At 42.4% G+C, this 18417-nt stretch carries 15 protein-coding genes; 8 read left to right on the forward strand and 7 right to left on the reverse strand.

Annotated features, from left to right (window positions below):
- Window positions 1-94 precede the first annotated feature (94 nt).
- The 3 genes from ACWPVF_RS08105 to leuS form a co-directional block, all read right to left on the reverse strand.
- Window positions 95-517 (reverse strand): GNAT family N-acetyltransferase, encoded by a 423-nt coding sequence (locus ACWPVF_RS08105; RefSeq protein WP_454385586.1) that lies wholly within the window; start codon window positions 515-517, stop codon window positions 95-97.
- 12 nt (window positions 518-529) lie between these two features.
- On the reverse strand, window positions 530-1222 hold the full coding sequence (locus ACWPVF_RS08110) for a GNAT family N-acetyltransferase (RefSeq protein ID WP_454385588.1): 693 nt from the start codon (window positions 1220-1222) through the stop codon (window positions 530-532).
- Window positions 1223-1333: 111 nt separating this feature from the next.
- Entirely contained in the window at window positions 1334-3835 is a 2502-nt protein-coding gene (gene leuS, locus ACWPVF_RS08115; RefSeq protein ID WP_414308068.1) for a leucine--tRNA ligase, read from the reverse strand.
- Between the two features lie 239 nt (window positions 3836-4074).
- On the opposite strand from leuS, the gene ACWPVF_RS08120 reads away from it, so the two are divergent.
- From ACWPVF_RS08120 to ACWPVF_RS08155, 8 genes are all read left to right on the forward strand, one after another.
- Window positions 4075-5091 carry an NAD(P)H-dependent glycerol-3-phosphate dehydrogenase gene (locus ACWPVF_RS08120; protein WP_454385590.1) on the forward strand — a complete coding sequence of 339 codons (1017 nt, stop codon included), beginning with the start codon at window positions 4075-4077 and terminating at the stop codon, window positions 5089-5091.
- A gap of 21 nt (window positions 5092-5112) precedes the next feature.
- The gene (galU, locus tag ACWPVF_RS08125; protein ID WP_045613910.1) at window positions 5113-6012 is read left to right on the forward strand and encodes a UTP--glucose-1-phosphate uridylyltransferase GalU; all 900 of its coding nucleotides are present in this window, start codon (window positions 5113-5115) and stop codon (window positions 6010-6012) included.
- A gap of 122 nt (window positions 6013-6134) precedes the next feature.
- Entirely contained in the window at window positions 6135-8759 is a 2625-nt protein-coding gene (gene pbp1b, locus ACWPVF_RS08130) for a penicillin-binding protein PBP1B (protein WP_454385593.1), read from the forward strand.
- Between the two features lie 42 nt (window positions 8760-8801).
- The gene (locus tag ACWPVF_RS08135; RefSeq protein ID WP_414308071.1) at window positions 8802-9734 is read left to right on the forward strand and encodes a DMT family transporter; all 933 of its coding nucleotides are present in this window, start codon (window positions 8802-8804) and stop codon (window positions 9732-9734) included.
- A gap of 63 nt (window positions 9735-9797) precedes the next feature.
- Window positions 9798-10496, forward strand: a complete 699-nt coding sequence (gene dapD / locus ACWPVF_RS08140) for a 2,3,4,5-tetrahydropyridine-2,6-dicarboxylate N-acetyltransferase (RefSeq protein ID WP_414308072.1) — start codon at window positions 9798-9800, stop codon at window positions 10494-10496.
- A gap of 61 nt (window positions 10497-10557) precedes the next feature.
- Window positions 10558-11688: an N-acetyldiaminopimelate deacetylase gene (locus ACWPVF_RS08145; RefSeq protein WP_414308073.1), complete on the forward strand. Its 1131-nt coding sequence runs from the start codon at window positions 10558-10560 to the stop codon at window positions 11686-11688.
- A gap of 3 nt (window positions 11689-11691) precedes the next feature.
- Entirely contained in the window at window positions 11692-12231 is a 540-nt protein-coding gene (locus tag ACWPVF_RS08150) for a 5-formyltetrahydrofolate cyclo-ligase (RefSeq protein WP_414308074.1), read from the forward strand.
- Window positions 12215-12889, forward strand: a complete 675-nt coding sequence (locus ACWPVF_RS08155) for a rhomboid family intramembrane serine protease (protein WP_414308075.1) — start codon at window positions 12215-12217, stop codon at window positions 12887-12889. Before ACWPVF_RS08150 ends, ACWPVF_RS08155 begins: the two co-directional genes overlap by 17 nt.
- Before the next feature lie 79 nt (window positions 12890-12968).
- Here the strand turns inward: ACWPVF_RS08155 and ACWPVF_RS08160 are convergent, their stop codons facing one another.
- The 4 genes from ACWPVF_RS08160 to ACWPVF_RS08175 all read right to left on the reverse strand — a co-directional run bounded on the left by ACWPVF_RS08160 (window position 12969) and on the right by ACWPVF_RS08175 (window position 18410).
- The gene (locus tag ACWPVF_RS08160; RefSeq protein WP_454385596.1) at window positions 12969-14348 is read right to left on the reverse strand and encodes a glycoside hydrolase family 1 protein; all 1380 of its coding nucleotides are present in this window, start codon (window positions 14346-14348) and stop codon (window positions 12969-12971) included.
- A gap of 110 nt (window positions 14349-14458) precedes the next feature.
- Entirely contained in the window at window positions 14459-16312 is a 1854-nt protein-coding gene (locus tag ACWPVF_RS08165; protein WP_454385598.1) for a proline--tRNA ligase, read from the reverse strand.
- A gap of 16 nt (window positions 16313-16328) precedes the next feature.
- Complete coding sequence (rseP, locus tag ACWPVF_RS08170) at window positions 16329-17585, reverse strand: RIP metalloprotease RseP (RefSeq protein WP_223334057.1); 1257 nt, start codon at window positions 17583-17585, stop codon at window positions 16329-16331.
- Between the two features lie 21 nt (window positions 17586-17606).
- Window positions 17607-18410, reverse strand: a complete 804-nt coding sequence (locus ACWPVF_RS08175) for a phosphatidate cytidylyltransferase (protein WP_454385600.1) — start codon at window positions 18408-18410, stop codon at window positions 17607-17609.
- Window positions 18411-18417: the final 7 nt, after the last annotated feature.

Below are 18417 nucleotides of genomic sequence, written 5' to 3' on the forward strand. Positions count from 1 at the left end.
AAGTTTAGGATTTCTATTAAATAAAGTTAGGAGGTCTTTACTTAATAACTATATGATACAAGAGAAGACTTAAAGTTAACTTAAGATAAAAGAATTATTTTAAGTTTTTTCGATTCACCCAAATCATTCCTGTACAATCATAAGTAGATAAGGTTTCAAACCCCAGAGAACGATAGAATCCCAAAGTTTTTCCTGTCTCTTCAGTCGCTAGTTGTACTTGGTAGGCATCCTTATAGTCAGCTAAGGCTTCTTTCATCAAGTTACTTCCAATCCCTTGGCGCTGATAACTAGGCAAAACAATCAAATCCTGGACAAAAACGGATGTAAAACCGTCTCCAACCAGACGCACTAAACCAACGATTTCCTCACCATCACGGGCAAGATAAGTCGTTAGCGAATGAGACAAGGCCTGCTCCAACATCTGTGGCTGATTGGTATAGTTTGTCCAACCAACTGCCTGATAGAGATGTAAAACGTCATCAATTGAAATAGATGTTTCTTTTGTAAATTTTATCATAGTAGAACCTTTCTAACATTGCCTAAGCGATTTTATCTGCTGCCCATTTTTATCAAAATTTTCAGGATGCAACCACGCTTCCAAGCGAGCTTTGACTTGAGGCCAGTCCTTATCGATCATGGAAAACCAATCCGTATCTCTGGTGCGACCTTTATAGATAACAGCTTGGCGGAAGGTTCCTTCATAGACAAAGCCCAAACGCTCTGCTGCTTTTCTAGAAGGTAGATTTAGTGCATCACATTTCCACTCATAACGGCGATAGTTGAGCTCTTCGAAGACATAACGCGCTAGCAAATAGTGGGCTTCTGTTCCCATCCTAGTCTGTTTGAGAGCCAGAGAAAAGGTCACCGCGCCAACTTCAATCACGCGATTGTTTTGGTCAATGCGCATGAGCGAAAAAGTTCCCAAGGTCTTGCGAGTTTCCTTATCTATAATCGCATAGTAAAAGCGATCCTTACGAGCCAACATCTGATTTAAAAGACTAACCAGTTCCTCCATATCTGCCACTGGCTCCTGAAAGAGGTAGGTCCACATCTCACGAGGGCTATCTGGGCTATAGACAGCTAATAAATCCTCTGCATGCTTTTCCACCGATAGAGCTTCGATAATCGTATACTGTCCTTCTATACGTACAAGTGAAGGCAAAACTCCAGGTGTGTCGTCTACAGGTTCACCAATCATCTGACCATATTCGTTTACTGGCATTGGTTTCTCCTTATCTTACTTTTATAACTTTAAAGATGTAAATAGTATATCACATCTCACAGGTGATCTACAAAAAGTCCTCCAGAACTTAGCTCTGAAGGACTTTTAAATTTATTTCACAACAATATTTACAAGTTTGTTCGGTACACTAATCACCTTAACGATTTCCTTGCCATCAATCTCTGCTTTGACTTTTTCGTCAGCCAGAGCAATTTCTTGCAATTCTTCGCGTGAAAGGTCTTTAGCGACCATGAGTTTAGCACGGACTTTCCCTTTGATTTGGACGACGATTTCAATTTCGTCTTCAACCAATTTGCTTTCGTCCCATGTTGGCCAAGCTACGTAAGAGATAGACTCGCCTGTTGCTGCCACTGTTTTCCAGAGTTCTTCTGCCAAGTGAGGCGCAAATGGGGCAATCAATTGGATAAAGCCTTTGGCGTAGTCCACATAGAGTTTGTCTTCCTTGTTCGCCGCATTGACAAAGACCATAAGTTGGGCAATGGCTGTGTTGAATTTCATGGACTCGATTTGCTCTGTGACAGCCTTAACGGTTTCGTTATAAACCTTGTCTAGAGCGCCATTGTTTTCCACAACGATTTCTTTACTTGTAATCAAACGGTAAACACGGTCAAGGAATTTACGGCTTCCTTCCAGACCTTCTTCTGACCAAGCGATAGAAGCATCGAGTGGTCCCATAAACATTTCATAGACACGAAGGGTATCAGCACCGTATTGTTCCACTACATCGTCTGGGTTAACCACGTTCTTGAGGGATTTAGACATCTTAGCTGGTGCTTGCTCCAATTCTTCCCCTGTTTCCACGTGGAAGAAGGAACCGTCACGTTTTTCAACCTTATCAGTCGCCACAAGAGCACCACGGTGGTCACGGTAGCTTGTTCCTAAGATCATTCCTTGGTTAAAGAGTTTTTGGAATGGTTCTTTGGTTGGAACAACACCGATATCATAGAGGAATTTATGCCAGAAACGAGCGTAAAGTAAGTGGAGAACGGCGTGTTCTGCACCACCCACGTAGATATCTACTGGCAACCATTGTTTGAGGAGATCCTCATCAGCCAATTTCTCTGTATTATGTGGATCAATGTAACGGAGGTAGTACCAGCTTGAACCAGCCCATTGTGGCATAGTGTTGGTTTCACGACGACCTTTGACACCATCTTCACGAGTCACTTCCAGCCAGTCTGTCAAGTTGGCCAATGGGCTTTCCCCAGTACCTGAAGGGCGGATGTCCTTGGTGACTGGCAAGACAAGTGGCAAGTCACTTTCTGGAACGGCTGTTGAAGTTCCATCTTCCCAATGAATAATTGGGATTGGTTCACCCCAGTAACGTTGACGGCTAAAGAGCCAGTCGCGGAGACGGTAAGTCACCTTCTCTTGACCACAGCCGTTTTCTTCCAACCAAGCTACAATTTTAGCAATGGCGTCTTCTTTGTTAAGCCCGTTCAAGAAGTCAGAGTTGACGTGAAGGCCATCTTCTGTGTGGGCAGCTTCTTCTACATTTCCACCTTCCAGCACTTCTACGATTGGAAGGCCGAATTGTTTAGCAAATTCCCAGTCACGTTGGTCGTGGGCAGGTACGGCCATAACAGCACCTGTTCCATAGCTAGAAAGAACATAGTCCGCAATCCAGATTGGAATTTCTTTGCCATTGACAGGGTTGATAGCATAAGCACCCGTCCAAACCCCTGTTTTTTCCTTGGCAAGGTCAGTACGAGCCAAGTCTGATTTGAGGCTGGCTTGGTGTTTGTAGTCTGCTACAGCCTTAGCCTGTTCAGGACTTGTGATGGCATCTACTAGTTCATGCTCAGGTGCCAAAACAGTGAAGGTCGCACCAAAGAGGGTATCCGGACGTGTCGTAAAGACGGTGAATTCCTTGTCTGTCCCTTTTACTTTGAAAGTTACGTTAGCACCAGTTGATTTACCAATCCAGTTGCGTTGCATGTCCTTGATAGACTCTGGCCAGTCAAGATCATCCAAGTCATTGAGCAAACGCTCAGCATAGGCAGTAATTTTAAGCATCCATTGTCGCATTGGTTTGCGGACAACTGGATAGCCACCACGCTCAGAAGTTCCGTCAGGAAGAACTTCTTCGTTGGCGATAGCTGTTCCCAATTCTTCAACCCAGTTTACTGGCACTTCCGCTTCATAGGCCAAGCCTTTTTCATAAAGCTTGGTGAAAATCCATTGCGTCCACTTGTAGTAGTTCGGATCTGTAGTATTAACTTCACGATCCCAGTCGTAAGAGAATCCAAGCGCATTGATTTGGCGTTTGAAGTTGGCAATGTTTTCTGCTGTGAATTCCGCTGGGTCATTCCCTGTATCCATAGCATATTGCTCTGCAGGCAAACCAAAAGCATCCCAACCCATTGGGTGAAGGACGTTGTAGCCTTGCGCACGTTTGTAACGACTGAGAATATCTGTCGCTGTATAGCCTTCTGGGTGCCCTACGTGCAGACCTGCTCCAGATGGATAAGGGAACATATCAAGCGCATAAAACTTAGGTTTTGAAGCGTCTGTTCCTGTCTTAAAGGTGTGATGGTCAGCCCAGTATTTTTGCCACTTAGGCTCGATTTCTTTATGATTGTAAAAACTCATGCTGTCTCTCCAATTTTCGTGATGCTCCTATTATACCATTTTTAGAAAAAATATTGTTCCTCTTTTCGTGTTTTTTATCGTTTTGACCCATGAATATTCGACTATTTTACTGTCTTTTTTTGAATTTTTTCCTATTTACATAAATATCCTGATAAAAATTTCATATTAAATAATATAGATGCATGATAGTCCTTTTTATGGTAGAATATAGGAAAGTGCTTTCTCAGAAGGAGGAAAATATGAACAAACAAACCATCGCTGTTTTAGGGCCTGGTTCTTGGGGTACTGCACTGTCACAAGTTCTTAATAACAATGGTCACGAAGTGCGTATCTGGGGAAATATTCCTGACCAAATTGATGAAATTAATACACAACATACTAACAAACGCTATTTTAAGGATATTGTATTAGACGATGAAATTGTGGCCTATCATGATTTGGCAGAAGCATTGAAGGGTGTTGATGCTGTCTTGTTTGTGGTACCTACTAAGGTGACCAGATTGGTAGCTCAACAAGTGGCTGCTGTTTTGGATCATAAAGTGGTGGTCATGCATGCTTCAAAAGGTCTCGAGCCCAATAGTCACAAACGTCTTTCAACCATTCTAGAAGAAGAAATCCCTGAAGAGTTACGTAGTGAGATTGTAGTTGTATCTGGTCCTAGCCATGCAGAAGAAACGATTGTACGTGACATTACCTTGATCACGGCTGCATCCAAGGATTTACAAACTGCTCAATATGTCCAGACACTCTTTAGCAACCACTACTTCCGTCTTTATACCAATACAGATGTGATTGGAGTAGAAACAGCTGGTGCTCTTAAAAATATCATTGCCGTTGGTGCAGGAGCCCTTCATGGACTTGGCTTTGGAGACAATGCAAAGGCAGCTATTATCACGCGCGGCCTTGCAGAAATTACCCGTCTTGGTGTCAAGCTTGGTGCAAATCCGTTAACTTACAGTGGACTTTCTGGAGTTGGAGATTTGATTGTTACCGGAACTTCTATCCACTCACGTAACTGGCGTGCTGGAGATGCTCTTGGACGTGGTGAAGCCTTGGCAGATATCGAAGCCAATATGGGAATGGTCATCGAAGGAATTTCAACAACCAAAGCGGCTTACGAATTGGCACAAGAACTTGGAGTTTATATGCCAATCACCCAAGCCATCTACCAAGTTATTTATGAAAATGTTAATATTAAGGATGCCGTTGCTGAACTCATGAGTACTGAGTTCAAAGCGGAAAACGAGTGGTCATAATCACCGTTAGAAAGGATGCTCATGAAGCAAAAAGTTAGAAAAGCTGTTATCCCTGCTGCGGGGCTTGGAACTCGTTTCCTTCCAGCAACCAAAGCCTTGGCCAAAGAAATGTTGCCAATCGTGGATAAACCAACTATTCAATTCATCGTTGAAGAAGCCCTTAAATCTGGAATTGAGGATATTCTTGTAGTAACAGGGAAATCAAAACGATCTATCGAAGACCATTTTGATTCAAACTTTGAACTAGAGTACAACCTTAAGGAAAAAGGAAAAACCGACCTTTTAAAACTAGTTGACGAAACAACTGGTATGCGCCTTCACTTCATCCGTCAAACACACCCACGTGGACTCGGAGATGCCGTTTTACAAGCCAAAGCTTTCGTTGGAAATGAACCGTTTGTGGTTATGCTTGGAGATGACCTCATGGATATCACAGATGATAGTGCTATTCCATTGACCAAACAACTTATAAATGATTATGAGCAAACTCATGCTTCTACTATCGCTGTGATGCCTGTCCCACATGAAGAAGTTTCTTCATACGGTGTTATCGCTCCTCAAGGGGAAGGAAATGGCGGTCTTTACAGTGTTGAAACCTTCGTTGAAAAGCCAGCACCTGAAGACGCACCAAGTGATCTAGCCATCATCGGCCGTTACCTTCTCACACCTGAGATTTTCGGTATTCTTGAAAATCAAAAACCTGGTGCGGGAAATGAAATCCAACTAACAGATGCTATCGATACCCTCAACAAAACCCAACGAGTATTTGCTCGCGAGTTTAAAGGTGCACGTTACGATGTCGGAGATAAGTTTGGATTTATGAAGACGTCCATTGAATACGCCCTCAAACATCCTCAAGTCAAAGATCACTTAAAAGACTACTTGATTGATCTTGGAAAAGAACTTTCAGAGGAGAAATAAATCTTTAAAACTAGGTTGAGTATACCTGGTTTTTTTGTTGCTAAGCACCTCTAAACCTATATTAAGACTAATTTCTTAAAACAGATGCTTTTATGGTATAATAATAAGAGGTGAAGAAATAAATGAAGAATAAATTGTTAGAATATAAAGAAAAAGGACTGGCTTTCCTTCAGTTCCTAAAAACAAAACTTAAAAAAATAGATTTAGGCAAAATTGGTCGTAATAATTCTAAGAAGAAAAAACAAACCAAAACTAGTATTTGGGCAATCTTTGCCAATATCTTGCTGGGAATTAAAGCAACCTTTAATACCCTATTTATCATCGCCTTCATTGGTGGACTTTTAGGTACTGGGGTTGTTTTGGGTTATGCTGTTTCTCTATTTGACAAAGTAACCATTCCTCAGACAGAAGATCTGGTCAAACAAGTGAATGATATCTCATCTATCTCCGACATTCGATATGCAGACGGCTCCTTAATTGGATCAATCGAAAGTGACCTCCTTCGAACTTCTGTTACATCTGACGCTATTTCAGATAATCTCAAACAAGCTATTGTTGCAACCGAAGATGAACACTTTGCGGAACACAATGGTGTCGTTCCTAAAGCTGTGATTCGTGCCAGTCTAGGAAAATTCATCGGCCTTGGTTCCTCTAGTGGAGGATCTACCCTAACACAGCAACTTATCAAACAACAAGTAGTGGGTGATGCTCCTACACTTGCTCGTAAAGCAAGTGAGATTGTGAATGCCTTGGCCTTAGAGCGAGCCATGAGTAAGGATGAAATTCTAACTACCTATCTCAACGTCGCTCCATTTGGTCGTAACAATAAAGGTCAAAATATCGCAGGTGCTCAACAAGCTGCTAAAGGGATTTTTGGGGTTGACGCCAATCAACTTAGTGTTCCACAAGCAGCCTTTATAGCGGGTTTGCCACAAAGTCCTATCTCCTACTCTCCTTATGAAGCGACTGGTGAAATGAAGAGTGAAGAAGATATGGAACTTGGAATCAAGCGCTCCAAAGATGTTCTCTACAATATGTACCGAACTGGAGTTCTCAGCCAAGAAGACTACGAAACCTATAAAGCTTATGACATCAAGCAAGATTTCTTGCCTGCAGAAAATGTAGATGTAGCTGCGAAAGGATTCCTCTACTTCACTGCACTCAATGAAGCTACTAACCTCATGTATGATTATATGGTCAAAAAAGATAACGTTTCTGAACAAGAACTCAAAAATGAATCCATCCAAAAATCTTACCATGAATTAGCTGAAAAAGAGATTAAAAATGGAGGTTATCGAGTCACAACTACCATTGATAAAACAATCCATACGGCTATGCAAAATGCAGTCGCAAACTATGGTTACCTTGTAGATGATAGCTCAGGTCAACCTGAAGTTGGAAATGTCTTAATGGATAATCAAACAGGAGCAATTTTAGGTTTTATAGGCGGACGAGATTACCAAAACAATCAAAATAATCATGCTTTTGATACTAAACGCTCTCCTGCCTCTACTACTAAGCCACTATTAGCTTATGGTATTGCTATTGACCAAGGATTGATGGGAAGTGCTAGTATCCTATCAAACTATCCTACCAACTTTGCTAACGGAACCCCTATCATGCACGTCAACAGTCCAGGAACAGCTATGATAAACCTTAAGGAAGCCCTCAATTATTCATGGAACATCCCTGCCTACTGGACCTATCGTATGCTCCGTGAAAAAGGAGTTGATGTCCGTTCTTACATGGAAAAAATGGGCTATGAGATCCCAGAATACGGCATTGAAAGTCTTCCTATGGGTGGAGGAATCGAAGTTACTGTAGCTCAACATACAAATGGATATCAAACACTTGCTAATAATGGAGTTTACCATAAAAAATACATGATTTCGAAAATCGAAAAAAGCAATGGCGAGGTCATTTATGAGCATAAAGACGAACCTGTTCAGGTCTATTCTAAAGCTACTGCAACCATTATGCAAAGTCTATTGAGAGACGTTCTTTCATCACGGGTAACCACAAGCTTCCAAAGCGATCTTGCTTCCATCAATTCTAAGTTAGCAGGTGCTGATTGGATCGGTAAAACTGGTACAACTAACGAAGAAGGTGATATGTGGCTCATGCTTTCAACTCCAAGATTGACTCTTGGAGGCTGGGTTGGTCACGATGATAATAGTCCCCTAGCTAACGGCGCATACTTCCGTAATGCTAAGTACATGGCTAATCTGGTAAATGCTATTCAACAAGCTTCTCCTTCTGCTTGGGGAACTGAGCGTTTCAGCCTTGATTCAAGTGTAACTTCTTCTCAAGTTCTTAAATCAACTGGTCAAAAGCCAGGACGAGTTAATCTCAACGGAAAAGATTACGAAATTGGTGGAGAGACTGTTACAAGTTACTGGGCCAACCAAGCTGGTGCCCCAACTACGACCTTCCACTTTGCAATTGGTGGTAGTGAGGCTGACTATCGACATGCTTGGAATACAATTGTTGGAAATCTAATAAAACAAGATAACAATAACGATAATAACAGTAGCAACAGCAATAATAACAACGGTAACAGTAACAGTAATAACAGTAGCAACAGCAATAATAACAACGGTAACAGTAACAGTAATAACAGTAGCAACAACAATAATAACAACGGTAACAGTAACAGTAATAACAGTAGCAACAACAATAATAACAACGGTAACAGTAACAGTAATAACAGTAGCAACAACTCTTCTTCGAATAGATCCCAACGCTAGTACATCTATTATCAAGAGTATTTGTCCTAACTCGACTTTTATATGAATCAGTATCAAAAGAATATTTTTAAGGGAACCATTTACTCCCTCCTATCTGGATTAATATGGGGTATTTGTGGCATTTTAGGAGAATTCTTCTTTACGCATTATCAAGTATCATCCGGCTGGATTACTTCCATGCGACTAAGCCTTGCAGGTGGTTTCGTGCTCATCTTGTCTAGCTTTAAGTTTCGCTCACAGCTATTCGATATCTGGAGAAAGCGCAAAAACTACCTGCCTTTTCTGGCTTATGCCATCTTAGGAATTTTCTCTGTTCAGTATTTCTTCTATCTCTGTGTAGAATACTCTAATGCGACAACTGCAACCATCCTACAATTTATCAGCCCTGTCTTCATTCTCATATACAACCGCATCATCTACAAGAAAAAAGCTTCTAAAAAAGCAATCTTCTATGTTTTAACTGCTATGCTTGGGGTCTTTTTGATGGCTACCAAAGGCGATCTTTCTAAGTTATCCATCACTCCTATCGCTTTATTAACTGGACTTCTCAGTGCGCTGGGCGTCATGTTTAATGTCATCTTACCCCAGACATTTGCTCGAAAATATGGTTTTGTTCCTACTGTTGGTTGGGGAATGATGCTGGCTGGACTCTTTAGTAATTTTCTCTATCCTGTTTATAGAATTAGTTTTCAGCTGGATTGGGTGAGCATCTTGATTTGTTTGACCATTGCCTTTTTGGGAACAGCTTTTGCCTTTTTCCTATCTATGAAGGCTGTATCACTCGTATCCCCATTGGTGGTGTCAGTGGTCAGTGCAAGTGAACCGCTATCCTCTGCTATTCTAAGCGTTCTATTTCTAGGTCTTGTCTTGGACGGCTACCTGCTATTAGCTATGATTTTGATTATTATTCCCATGATCTTCTTATCCATCGAAGAATCAAAGGACAAACTAAAAGAATCTTCTTTTAACACTTAAGGCTTCAATTTTAAAGCCTTTTTTGGTAGAATAGTAAGCATTACAAAGAGTGAGGAGACATCTATGACTGCTACAAAAATGAATGCACAAGAAATTATCCAATTTATCGCAAATGCTGAGAAAAAGACAAGTGTAAAAGTGACCTTTGAGGGGCAACTTACTGGATCTATCCCTGCTTCTGTTACCAAGCTTGGAAATGTTCTCTTTGGAGACTGGAAGGATATCGCACCTTTTCTTGAAGGACTAACAGAAAATAAAGATTATGTTGTTGAGCAAGACGCTCGCAACTCAGCTGTACCTCTCCTTGATAAACGCGACATCAATGCTCGTATCGAGCCAGGTGCTATTATCCGTGACCAGGTTGAGATTGGCGACAACGCTGTTATCATGATGGGAGCTGTTATCAATATCGGTGCAGAAATCGGAGCTGGCACTATGATTGATATGGGAGCTATTTTAGGCGGACGTGCTATTGTCGGTAAAAATAGTCACGTCGGTGCCGGAGCTGTTCTTGCAGGTGTTATCGAACCAGCTAGTGCAGAGCCTGTCCGTGTTGGTGATAATGTACTCATCGGTGCTAACGCTGTAGTCATCGAAGGTGTTCAAATCGGTAGCGGTTCTGTTGTCGCTGCAGGTGCCATCGTCACTCAAGATGTTCCAGAAAATGTTGTGGTAGCTGGTGTTCCAGCTCGTGTTATCAAAGAAATCGATAGCCAAACCCAACAAAAAACAGCGCTAGAAGATGCGCTTCGCACCTTGTAATTAGTAACAGAGGCGGAAATATTTCCAGCCTCTTTCTCGTATCAATAGAAGGAAATTAGATATGTTAGATTTAATTCAAACTCGACGCGATCTTCACCAAATTCCGGAGATTGGTTTAGAAGAATTCAAGACTCAAGCTTATTTACTCAATGTCATTGAAACATTAACAGCTGGCAAGGATTTTGTTCAGATTCGGACCTGGCAGACAGGTATTTTAGTTTACTTGCAGGGAAGTCAGCCAGAACGTACCATTGGTTGGCGGACAGACATTGATGGACTCCCAATCGTTGAACAAACAGGCCTTCCTTTTGCCTCTCAACACCCAGACCGCATGCATGCTTGTGGACACGATTTTCACATGACCATTGCCCTTGGAAGTCTCGAACGTGCTCTAGAAAACCAACCCAAAAACAATCTCCTCTTTCTCTTCCAACCTGCCGAGGAAAACGAAGCCGGCGGCATGCTCATGTATGAAGACGATGCCTTTGGCGACTGGTTGCCTGACCAATTCTATGGACTCCATGTCCGTCCAGACTTAAAAGTTGGACAAATTGCGACCAATACCCATACACTCTTTGCAGGAACTTGCGAAGTCAAGATTCGTTTCAAGGGTAAAGGCGGTCACGCTGCCTTTCCACATCAAGCAAACGACGCTCTGATTGCAGCTAGCTATTTTGTCACTCAAGTTCAGTCGGTCGTCAGTCGTAATGTCGACCCTATCGAGGGAGCTGTCGTCACTTTCGGTGTTTTTCAAGCTGGTACAACCAACAATGTCATCGCTGATACAGCCTTCCTGCATGGAACCATTCGAGCTCTTACACACAATATGAGTCTCTTGGTACAAAAACGTGTCAAAGCCATCGCTGAAGGTGTCGCAGCTGCTTTTGATATGGATTTGGAAGTTGAACTCAAGCAGGGAGGTTACCTACCTGTCGAAAACAACCCTAAATTAGCCCAGGAATTGATGACTTTCTTTGATGAAAAAGAGGGCATTGAACTAATCGACATCGAACCTGCCATGACAGGAGAAGACTTTGGTTATCTTCTCTCTAAGGTTCCTGGTGTCATGTTCTGGCTTGGCATTGACAGCCCTTATGCTCTTCACCATCCACAGATGAGTCCTAAGGAAGAAGCTCTGGCTGTCGGTGTTGAGGCTGTATCAAGCTTTTTAGCCAAGAAAGCTGCGGAGTAAACAATGAAAAAAGCCTTACGCAAGCAGGTCTTGCAAGAACTCAAATCTCTATCCAAAGAAGAAAAGGAAGTCATGGGCGCTTGGTTGACTGAGCAACTACTTCTACATCCCTTCTACAAGGAAGCAAAAACCATCGCCACTTACCTGTCTTTTCCTCATGAATTTCAGACAGCTAGACTCATTGAAGAAGCTCAAAAAAATGGAAAGACTATCCTCATTCCCAAAACCTATCCACATGGGAAAATGGACTTTGTTCTATATGAACCAGAGAAACTCGAAAGAAATTCTTTTGGACTTCTTGAACCACAGGGGGAAGCTATTGTCTTTGAGCCGTCTCAGATTGACTTGATCCATGTTCCCGGTTTAGCTTTCAACACTTCTGGCTATCGAGTTGGTTACGGAGGTGGCTACTACGACCGTTACTTGGAGCATTTTTCTGGTCACACCATTAGTACACTTTATCCTTGTCAGATTCAGGATTTCCATCCTGATCCACATGATATTCCCGTTGAAGAGGTGCTCATCTATGAAAGAAATTTTTGATCGTCGTTATCCTGTCACGAGCTTCTTTCTTCTCGTGACCACCCTGGTTTTTATACTCATGTTTCTAACCAGTGGTTTCAATTACACAAGCGCAGCTACCTTGTATAAATTCGGAGCTGTTTATCCCCCAGCAATTAAGGCCATGCCTGAACAAATCTGGCGCCTATTCTCGGCAACCTTTGTTCACATTGGCTTGGAGCACTTTTTAGTCAATATGCTATCCCTTTACTTCTTAGGACGTCAGATGGAGCAAATCTTTGGCTCCAAACAGTTTTTCTTTATCTACCTTTTATCAGGTATGATGGGAAATCTCTTTGTCCTCGTTTTTAGCCCTAATGCTATTACCGCGGGTGCTTCAACTGCTCTCTACGGTATGTTCGCCTCTATTGTCGTTCTTCGTTATGCTTCACGCAATCCCTATCTCCAACAGCTCGGGCAATCCTACCTTTCCCTCTTGGTCATCAATCTAGTAGGTAGCGTTTTAATGCCAGGTATTAGCCTTGCTGGACACGTAGGTGGAGCTGTCGGTGGCGCATTACTAGCTATCGTCTTCCCAGTTCGAGGAGAACGAAAGATTTACAGCCCAGGCCAACGTGGTCTATCAACCCTAGCCTTTATTGCTCTGTCAGCTTTGTTACTTTTTATCGGATTATTATAAAACAAGAAAAACCATTGGAAAAACTCGTAAAGAATTGATTTCCAATGGTTTTTTCTTAATCTAATCGGTTATTTTACTTCTAAAATCCATTATTGTCACTGAGTTCTTTGAACCAGTGGCCTGATTTTTTCAAGCGACGCTCTTGTGTTTCAAGGTCAAGCTCGACTAAACCATAACGGTTTTTATAGCTATTGAGCCATGACCAGCAATCGATAAAGGTCCAAATCAAATATCCTTTACAGTTAGCACCGTCTTCGATAGCGCGATGTAGTTCACGAAGGTGACCTTTGACAAAGTCGATACGGTAGTCATCCTGAATCATGCCATTTTCACGGAATTTATCCTCACCTTCAACACCCATACCATTCTCAGTCAGCATCCACTCAATATTCCCATAATTTTCCTTGATATTTTGGGCAATGTCATAAATTCCTTGCTCATAGATTTCCCAACCGCGGTGTGGATTAATCTTACGACCTGGCATCACGTAAGGTTCATAGAAATGTTCTGGTAAGAGTGGACTATCAGGATGCTTAGCAAAACGCGGCGCCATGACACGCAAAGGCTGGTAGTAGTTGACTCCAAGGAAATCTACTGTGTGCTCACGAATAAGTTCCAACTCCTCAGCTGTAGAATCTGGCAGCAAATCATGCTCAGCTAAAATCTCCACCAATTCTTCTGGATAAGTTCCTAAGACAGATGGATCTAGAAAAGATTGAGCTTGAAATAAATCAGCAATGCGTGCAGCTTTCACATCCGCAGGATGCTGACTACGTGGATAAGCCGGAGTCAAGTTGAGGACAATCCCAATCTTAGAATCAGGCAAAACCTCATGGCAGGCCTTCACCGCAAGAGTGCTGGCTAGCTGGGTATGATAGGCAACCTTAACCGCAGCTTTGGCATCCACCTTATGTGGATAATGGGCATCATAGAAATAGCCAAACTCAACAGGAACGATAGGCTCATTGAAGGTAATCCATTGGTCCACCAAGTCTCCATAGGTCTCAAAACAGAAACGAGCATAGTCTTCATAAGCTTTGATGGTCGCCTTATTTTCCCAACCATCCCCATCTTCTTGAAGGGCAAAAGGCAGATCAAAGTGATAAAGATTGACTAAGAGACGGATTCCCTTGGCCTTAATAGCTTCAAAGACCTGACGGTAGAAAGCCACACCTTGAGGATTGACTTCTCCACGACCCTGTGGAAAAATACGAGACCACTGGATAGAAGTACGAAAGGCTGTATGACCTGTTTCTAACAAAAGTTCGATATCCTTTTCCCAGTTTTCATAGAAGGTCGATGTCTTGTCTGGTCCAATCCCATTGTAGTAGCGATTTGGTTCCACTTGAAACCAATAATCCCAGAGATTATCTCCCTTTCCGTCACCAGGAACTCGCCCTTCTGTCTGTGGCCCAGAAGTTGAGGAACCCCAGACAAAATCCTTTGGAAATATTAGCATAGCTCTACCTCTTTATTTACTCTTTTTATCTTTATTTTATCTCATTATAAAGAAAAAACAAGGCAAAAACTAGTTACATTTTTGTCTTGTTTTTCTTCTGATTATAGATTTTATTTGTTTGTTAGGATTTCAAGAGTTTCAAGCAAGTTATCTGCGTGAACTTCGATTGTATCTCCTGTCGCCTTGATCTTCACCTCTACAATCCCGTCAGCTGCTTTCTTCCCGACAGTGATACGGATTGGAAGACCAATCAAGTCGCTATCGCTAAATTTAACACCGACACGTTCGTTACGGTCATCCGTCAAGACTTCGTAGCCTTTATTGACCAAAGCTTCTTCGATACGATTTGTCAATGCAAGACTTGCTTCATCCTTGACATTAACTGGAATCAAATGTACATCAAATGGTGCCAATTCTTTAGGGAAGTTGATTCCCCAAGCGTAACGGTATTCACCTTTTGGAGTTTTGTTTACAAAGAGGCGAGCGTGTTGCTCCATAACTGCTGAAAGGAGACGACTAACACCGATACCATAACATCCCATGATGATTGGAACTGCACGACCGTTTTCGTCCAAGACATCTGCTCCCATACTTGCTGAGTAGCGAGTCCCTAGTTTGAAGATGTGACCAATCTCGATACCACGCGCAAAGTTGAGAACACCTTGTCCGTCAGGAGAGATTTCACCCTCACGAACTTCACGGATATCGACATACTCAGCAGTGAAATCACGACCTGGGTTGACACCAGTCAAGTGGTAACCATCTTCGTTAGCACCTACAACAGCATTGCGACTATCTTGCACCTTGCGGTCTGCGATAATCTTGACATTTTCTGGAAGATTGACTGGGCCAAGTGAACCAAAGTCCGCTCCCAACAATTCTTTCACTTCCGCCTCGGTTGCAGGTTCCAAGAAGTCTGCACCAAGGTAGTTTTTCAATTTGACTTCATTAAGTTGGTCATTGCCAACGAGTAGGGCAACAACTGGCTCCTCGTCTGCGATATAAACCAAGGTCTTGATTGTTGCTTCTTCTGAAACATTTAGGAAGGCTGCTACTTCATCGATAGATTTAACACCTGGCGTTTCCACACGAGCCACTTGATCTTCAGTCACAACACGGTTGCTTGATTTGTAGGCGTTTGTCGCCATTTCCAAGTTAGCTGCATAGCTTGACTCACTTGAGTAGGCAATGGTATCTTCACCAGAAACCATCCATTTGAGCAATTCTGCCTTGATTTCTTTCTGTACATCTACAGGAATCTCATCAAATGATGCGACAGACTTATCTAAAACAACCCAACGGTCAAGGTCTGTACGAGCAGGTGTGATGGCCATAAATTCTTGGCTATCCTTACCACCCATAGCTCCACCGTCACCGATGATGGCTTTGAAGTCCAAGCCACTACGAGTAAAGATACGCTCGTAAGCTGCCTTGTACTCATCATAAGTAACATCTAAACTATCATAATTAGCGTGGAAGCTATAACCATCTTTCATGATAAATTCACGCGTACGGAGAAGTCCATTACGTGGACGTTTTTCATCACGGTACTTAGGCTGGATTTGGTACAAGTTCAGTGGTAATTGCTTGTAAGATTTAACAGAATCGCGGACAATAGCTGTAAAAGTTTCTTCGTGAGTTGGACCCAAGATGAAGTCTGACTTCTCACGATTTTTCAATTTATACAAATCTTCACCGTAGGTCTCATAACGTCCTGATTCACGCCAAAGGTCCGCACTGAGAAGGGCTGGGGCCAACATTTCAACAGCACCCATCTTGTCAAACTCTTGGCGCATAATCTTCTTGGCTTTTTCAATAACACGGTTAGCAAGTGGTAGGTAAGAATAAACACCTGCTGATACTTGGCGAACATAACCAGCACGCAACATAAGGGCGTGGCTGATAACTTGAGCATCGCTTGGCATTTCGCGAAGCGTTGGAATAAGCATTTTACTTTGTTTCATATTTTTCCTCTAATTCTTAAAAGAAGGTACGCATGATGTCGTTCCAAGTCACGGCGATCATCAAGACAACCATAATCACAACTCCAACTAGAGTCACATAGGTTTCAATTTCTTGTTTCAGCGGTTTACGGCGAATGGCTTCGATGATGTTGAGCACGATTTTTCCACCGTCTAGTGCCGGGATAGGAATCAAGTTGAAAATCCCGATATTGATGGAAATCATAGCCAAGAAGAACAAGACATTCTCAAGACCATTTTTAGCAGCATCACTACTTGCCTTAAAGATAGCAACAGGTCCACCCAATTTATTCAAGTCAGGCTGGAAAATCAAGCTCTTCAAGGCGTTGAGAATGCGCAAGGCTGAATCAGCAGCAGAGGTGAATCCACCTACAAACATAGACCAGATATCTGATTTGAGTCTCGGTTGAACACCTAAAATATAGCGACCTTGGTTTTCCTCAGGGGTCACACTAACTTGTTTTTCAGTTCCATTTTCAGAGACTGTTACATCCAATACAGGTGCTGTTTTGTCTTTGGTCTCTGTCTCAACTGCCTGAATCAAGTCTTGCCAGTTACTAATTTCGTGTGAACCGACTTTAGTGATTTGGGCTGTATTTTCAACACCGGCCTTAGCAATCGCGCTATCAGGGATGATACTAAAGTTATTGCTTTGCGTATCTCGAACGCCACCCTGCATGAAAATCAGAATCCAAAAAACGATAACTCCTAGAATAAAGTTATTCATAGGACCAGCAAAGTTGGTAATCAACTTGCCCCAGACAGTCGCATTCTGATATTGAACATCTAGCGGAGCGATACGAACTTCCGTCCCATCAGCTTCTACAATCGTTGCATCATGGTCTACAGAGAAAGTTTTTTCCTCTTCCAAAACCAGACCTGTGATAAAGAGTTTATCCTCAAAGTCAAACTGGGTTACCTGCATAGGAAGAGCCGTTTGGTCGACCTTCTTACCAGAAAGATTGATGCGCTTCACCTTACCATCTTCGGCCAAGGTCAAACTAACAGGAGTTCCTGTCTTAATTTCTGTGGTATCCTCACCCCAACCTGCCATGCGGACATAACCACCAAGCGGTAGGAGACGAATCGTGTAAGCAGTCCCGTCTTTCCCGATATGGGCAAAAATCTTCGGACCCATACCAATGGCAAATTCACGAACCAGAATGCCAGACTTCTTAGCAAAGTAGAAATGGCCGAACTCGTGAACCACCACGATAATTCCAAAAACAAGGATAAAGGTTAATAATCCTAACATTTAATATTTGTTCACCTTTCCTTAAAATAAGCCAAAGAGGTGCATAATAGGGAAAACAGCCAACATAGAGTCAAAGCGATCCAGCACCCCACCATGTCCTGGGATAAATTTCCCCGAATCCTTGACACCAAAATGGCGTTTCATGGCACTTTCAATCAAGTCGCCCAATTGACCTGCAATACTAAAGAAAATGGCAAAGAGCATCATTTTATAAATGCCATAAGGAAGGGCAACTGTGTTATCCACTAACATAAAGATGAGTGTGACAAGCATAGCAGCGACAATCCCACCAAAAGCTCCTTCGACTGATTTATTAGGAGAAACTCTTGGAGCCAATCTTCTCTTACCGAAATTCATTCCTACGAGATAAGCACCACTATCTGTTGCCCACACGATACAGAGAGCCAAAAGTGCTTTATCCAAGCCAGCGATTCGAGCATCGACTAAAGCGTTGAATCCAAAACCAACATAGAAGCTCATAGCAATTGGGAAGGCGGCATCCTCAATCGTGTAGTTTTTGCTGAAGACAGTCGCTCCAAGCATAACAAAAATTACAACACTGTATGCGACGACATTTCCATCTACGGGCAAAAAGGTCAGATAGTTTTCCAAGGGAATAGTTAGTACAAAAGTTGCTAACAAGGTCAACAAACCCTCAGGGGTCATGGTGTTTAAGCCTTTCATCTGAAGCAATTCACGAACTCCAAGCATGGCTAAAATACCCATCACAATCTGTAACCAAAGCCCTCCAACCATCAAGAGTGGGATAAAGATAGCTAGGGCCAAAGCGGCAAATATAGTCCTCTTTATTAAGTCCTTTTTCATAATTCTC

It is taken from the genome of Streptococcus sp. Marseille-Q7087, from assembly GCF_965111935.1.

Bases quoted from the DNA above. Each gene is read 5' to 3' on its own strand.
- leuS (WP_414308068.1), bottom strand. From the start codon at position 3,835: ATGAGTTTTTACAATCATAAAGAAATCGAGCCTAAGTGGCAAAAATAC.
- galU (WP_045613910.1), top strand. From the start codon at position 5,113: ATGAAGCAAAAAGTTAGAAAAGCTGTTATCCCTGCTGCGGGGCTTGGA.
- ACWPVF_RS08175 (WP_454385600.1), bottom strand. From the start codon at position 18,410: ATGAAAAAGGACTTAATAAAGAGGACTATATTTGCCGCTTTGGCCCTA.
- dapD (WP_414308072.1), top strand. From the start codon at position 9,798: ATGACTGCTACAAAAATGAATGCACAAGAAATTATCCAATTTATCGCA.
- ACWPVF_RS08145 (WP_414308073.1), top strand. From the start codon at position 10,558: ATGTTAGATTTAATTCAAACTCGACGCGATCTTCACCAAATTCCGGAG.
- ACWPVF_RS08120 (WP_454385590.1), top strand. From the start codon at position 4,075: ATGAACAAACAAACCATCGCTGTTTTAGGGCCTGGTTCTTGGGGTACT.
- ACWPVF_RS08160 (WP_454385596.1), bottom strand. From the start codon at position 14,348: ATGCTAATATTTCCAAAGGATTTTGTCTGGGGTTCCTCAACTTCTGGG.
- pbp1b (WP_454385593.1), top strand. From the start codon at position 6,135: ATGAAGAATAAATTGTTAGAATATAAAGAAAAAGGACTGGCTTTCCTT.
- ACWPVF_RS08150 (WP_414308074.1), top strand. From the start codon at position 11,692: ATGAAAAAAGCCTTACGCAAGCAGGTCTTGCAAGAACTCAAATCTCTA.
- ACWPVF_RS08110 (WP_454385588.1), bottom strand. From the start codon at position 1,222: ATGCCAGTAAACGAATATGGTCAGATGATTGGTGAACCTGTAGACGAC.
- rseP (WP_223334057.1), bottom strand. From the start codon at position 17,585: ATGTTAGGATTATTAACCTTTATCCTTGTTTTTGGAATTATCGTGGTG.
- ACWPVF_RS08105 (WP_454385586.1), bottom strand. From the start codon at position 517: ATGATAAAATTTACAAAAGAAACATCTATTTCAATTGATGACGTTTTA.
- ACWPVF_RS08155 (WP_414308075.1), top strand. From the start codon at position 12,215: ATGAAAGAAATTTTTGATCGTCGTTATCCTGTCACGAGCTTCTTTCTT.
- ACWPVF_RS08165 (WP_454385598.1), bottom strand. From the start codon at position 16,312: ATGAAACAAAGTAAAATGCTTATTCCAACGCTTCGCGAAATGCCAAGC.
- ACWPVF_RS08135 (WP_414308071.1), top strand. From the start codon at position 8,802: ATGAATCAGTATCAAAAGAATATTTTTAAGGGAACCATTTACTCCCTC.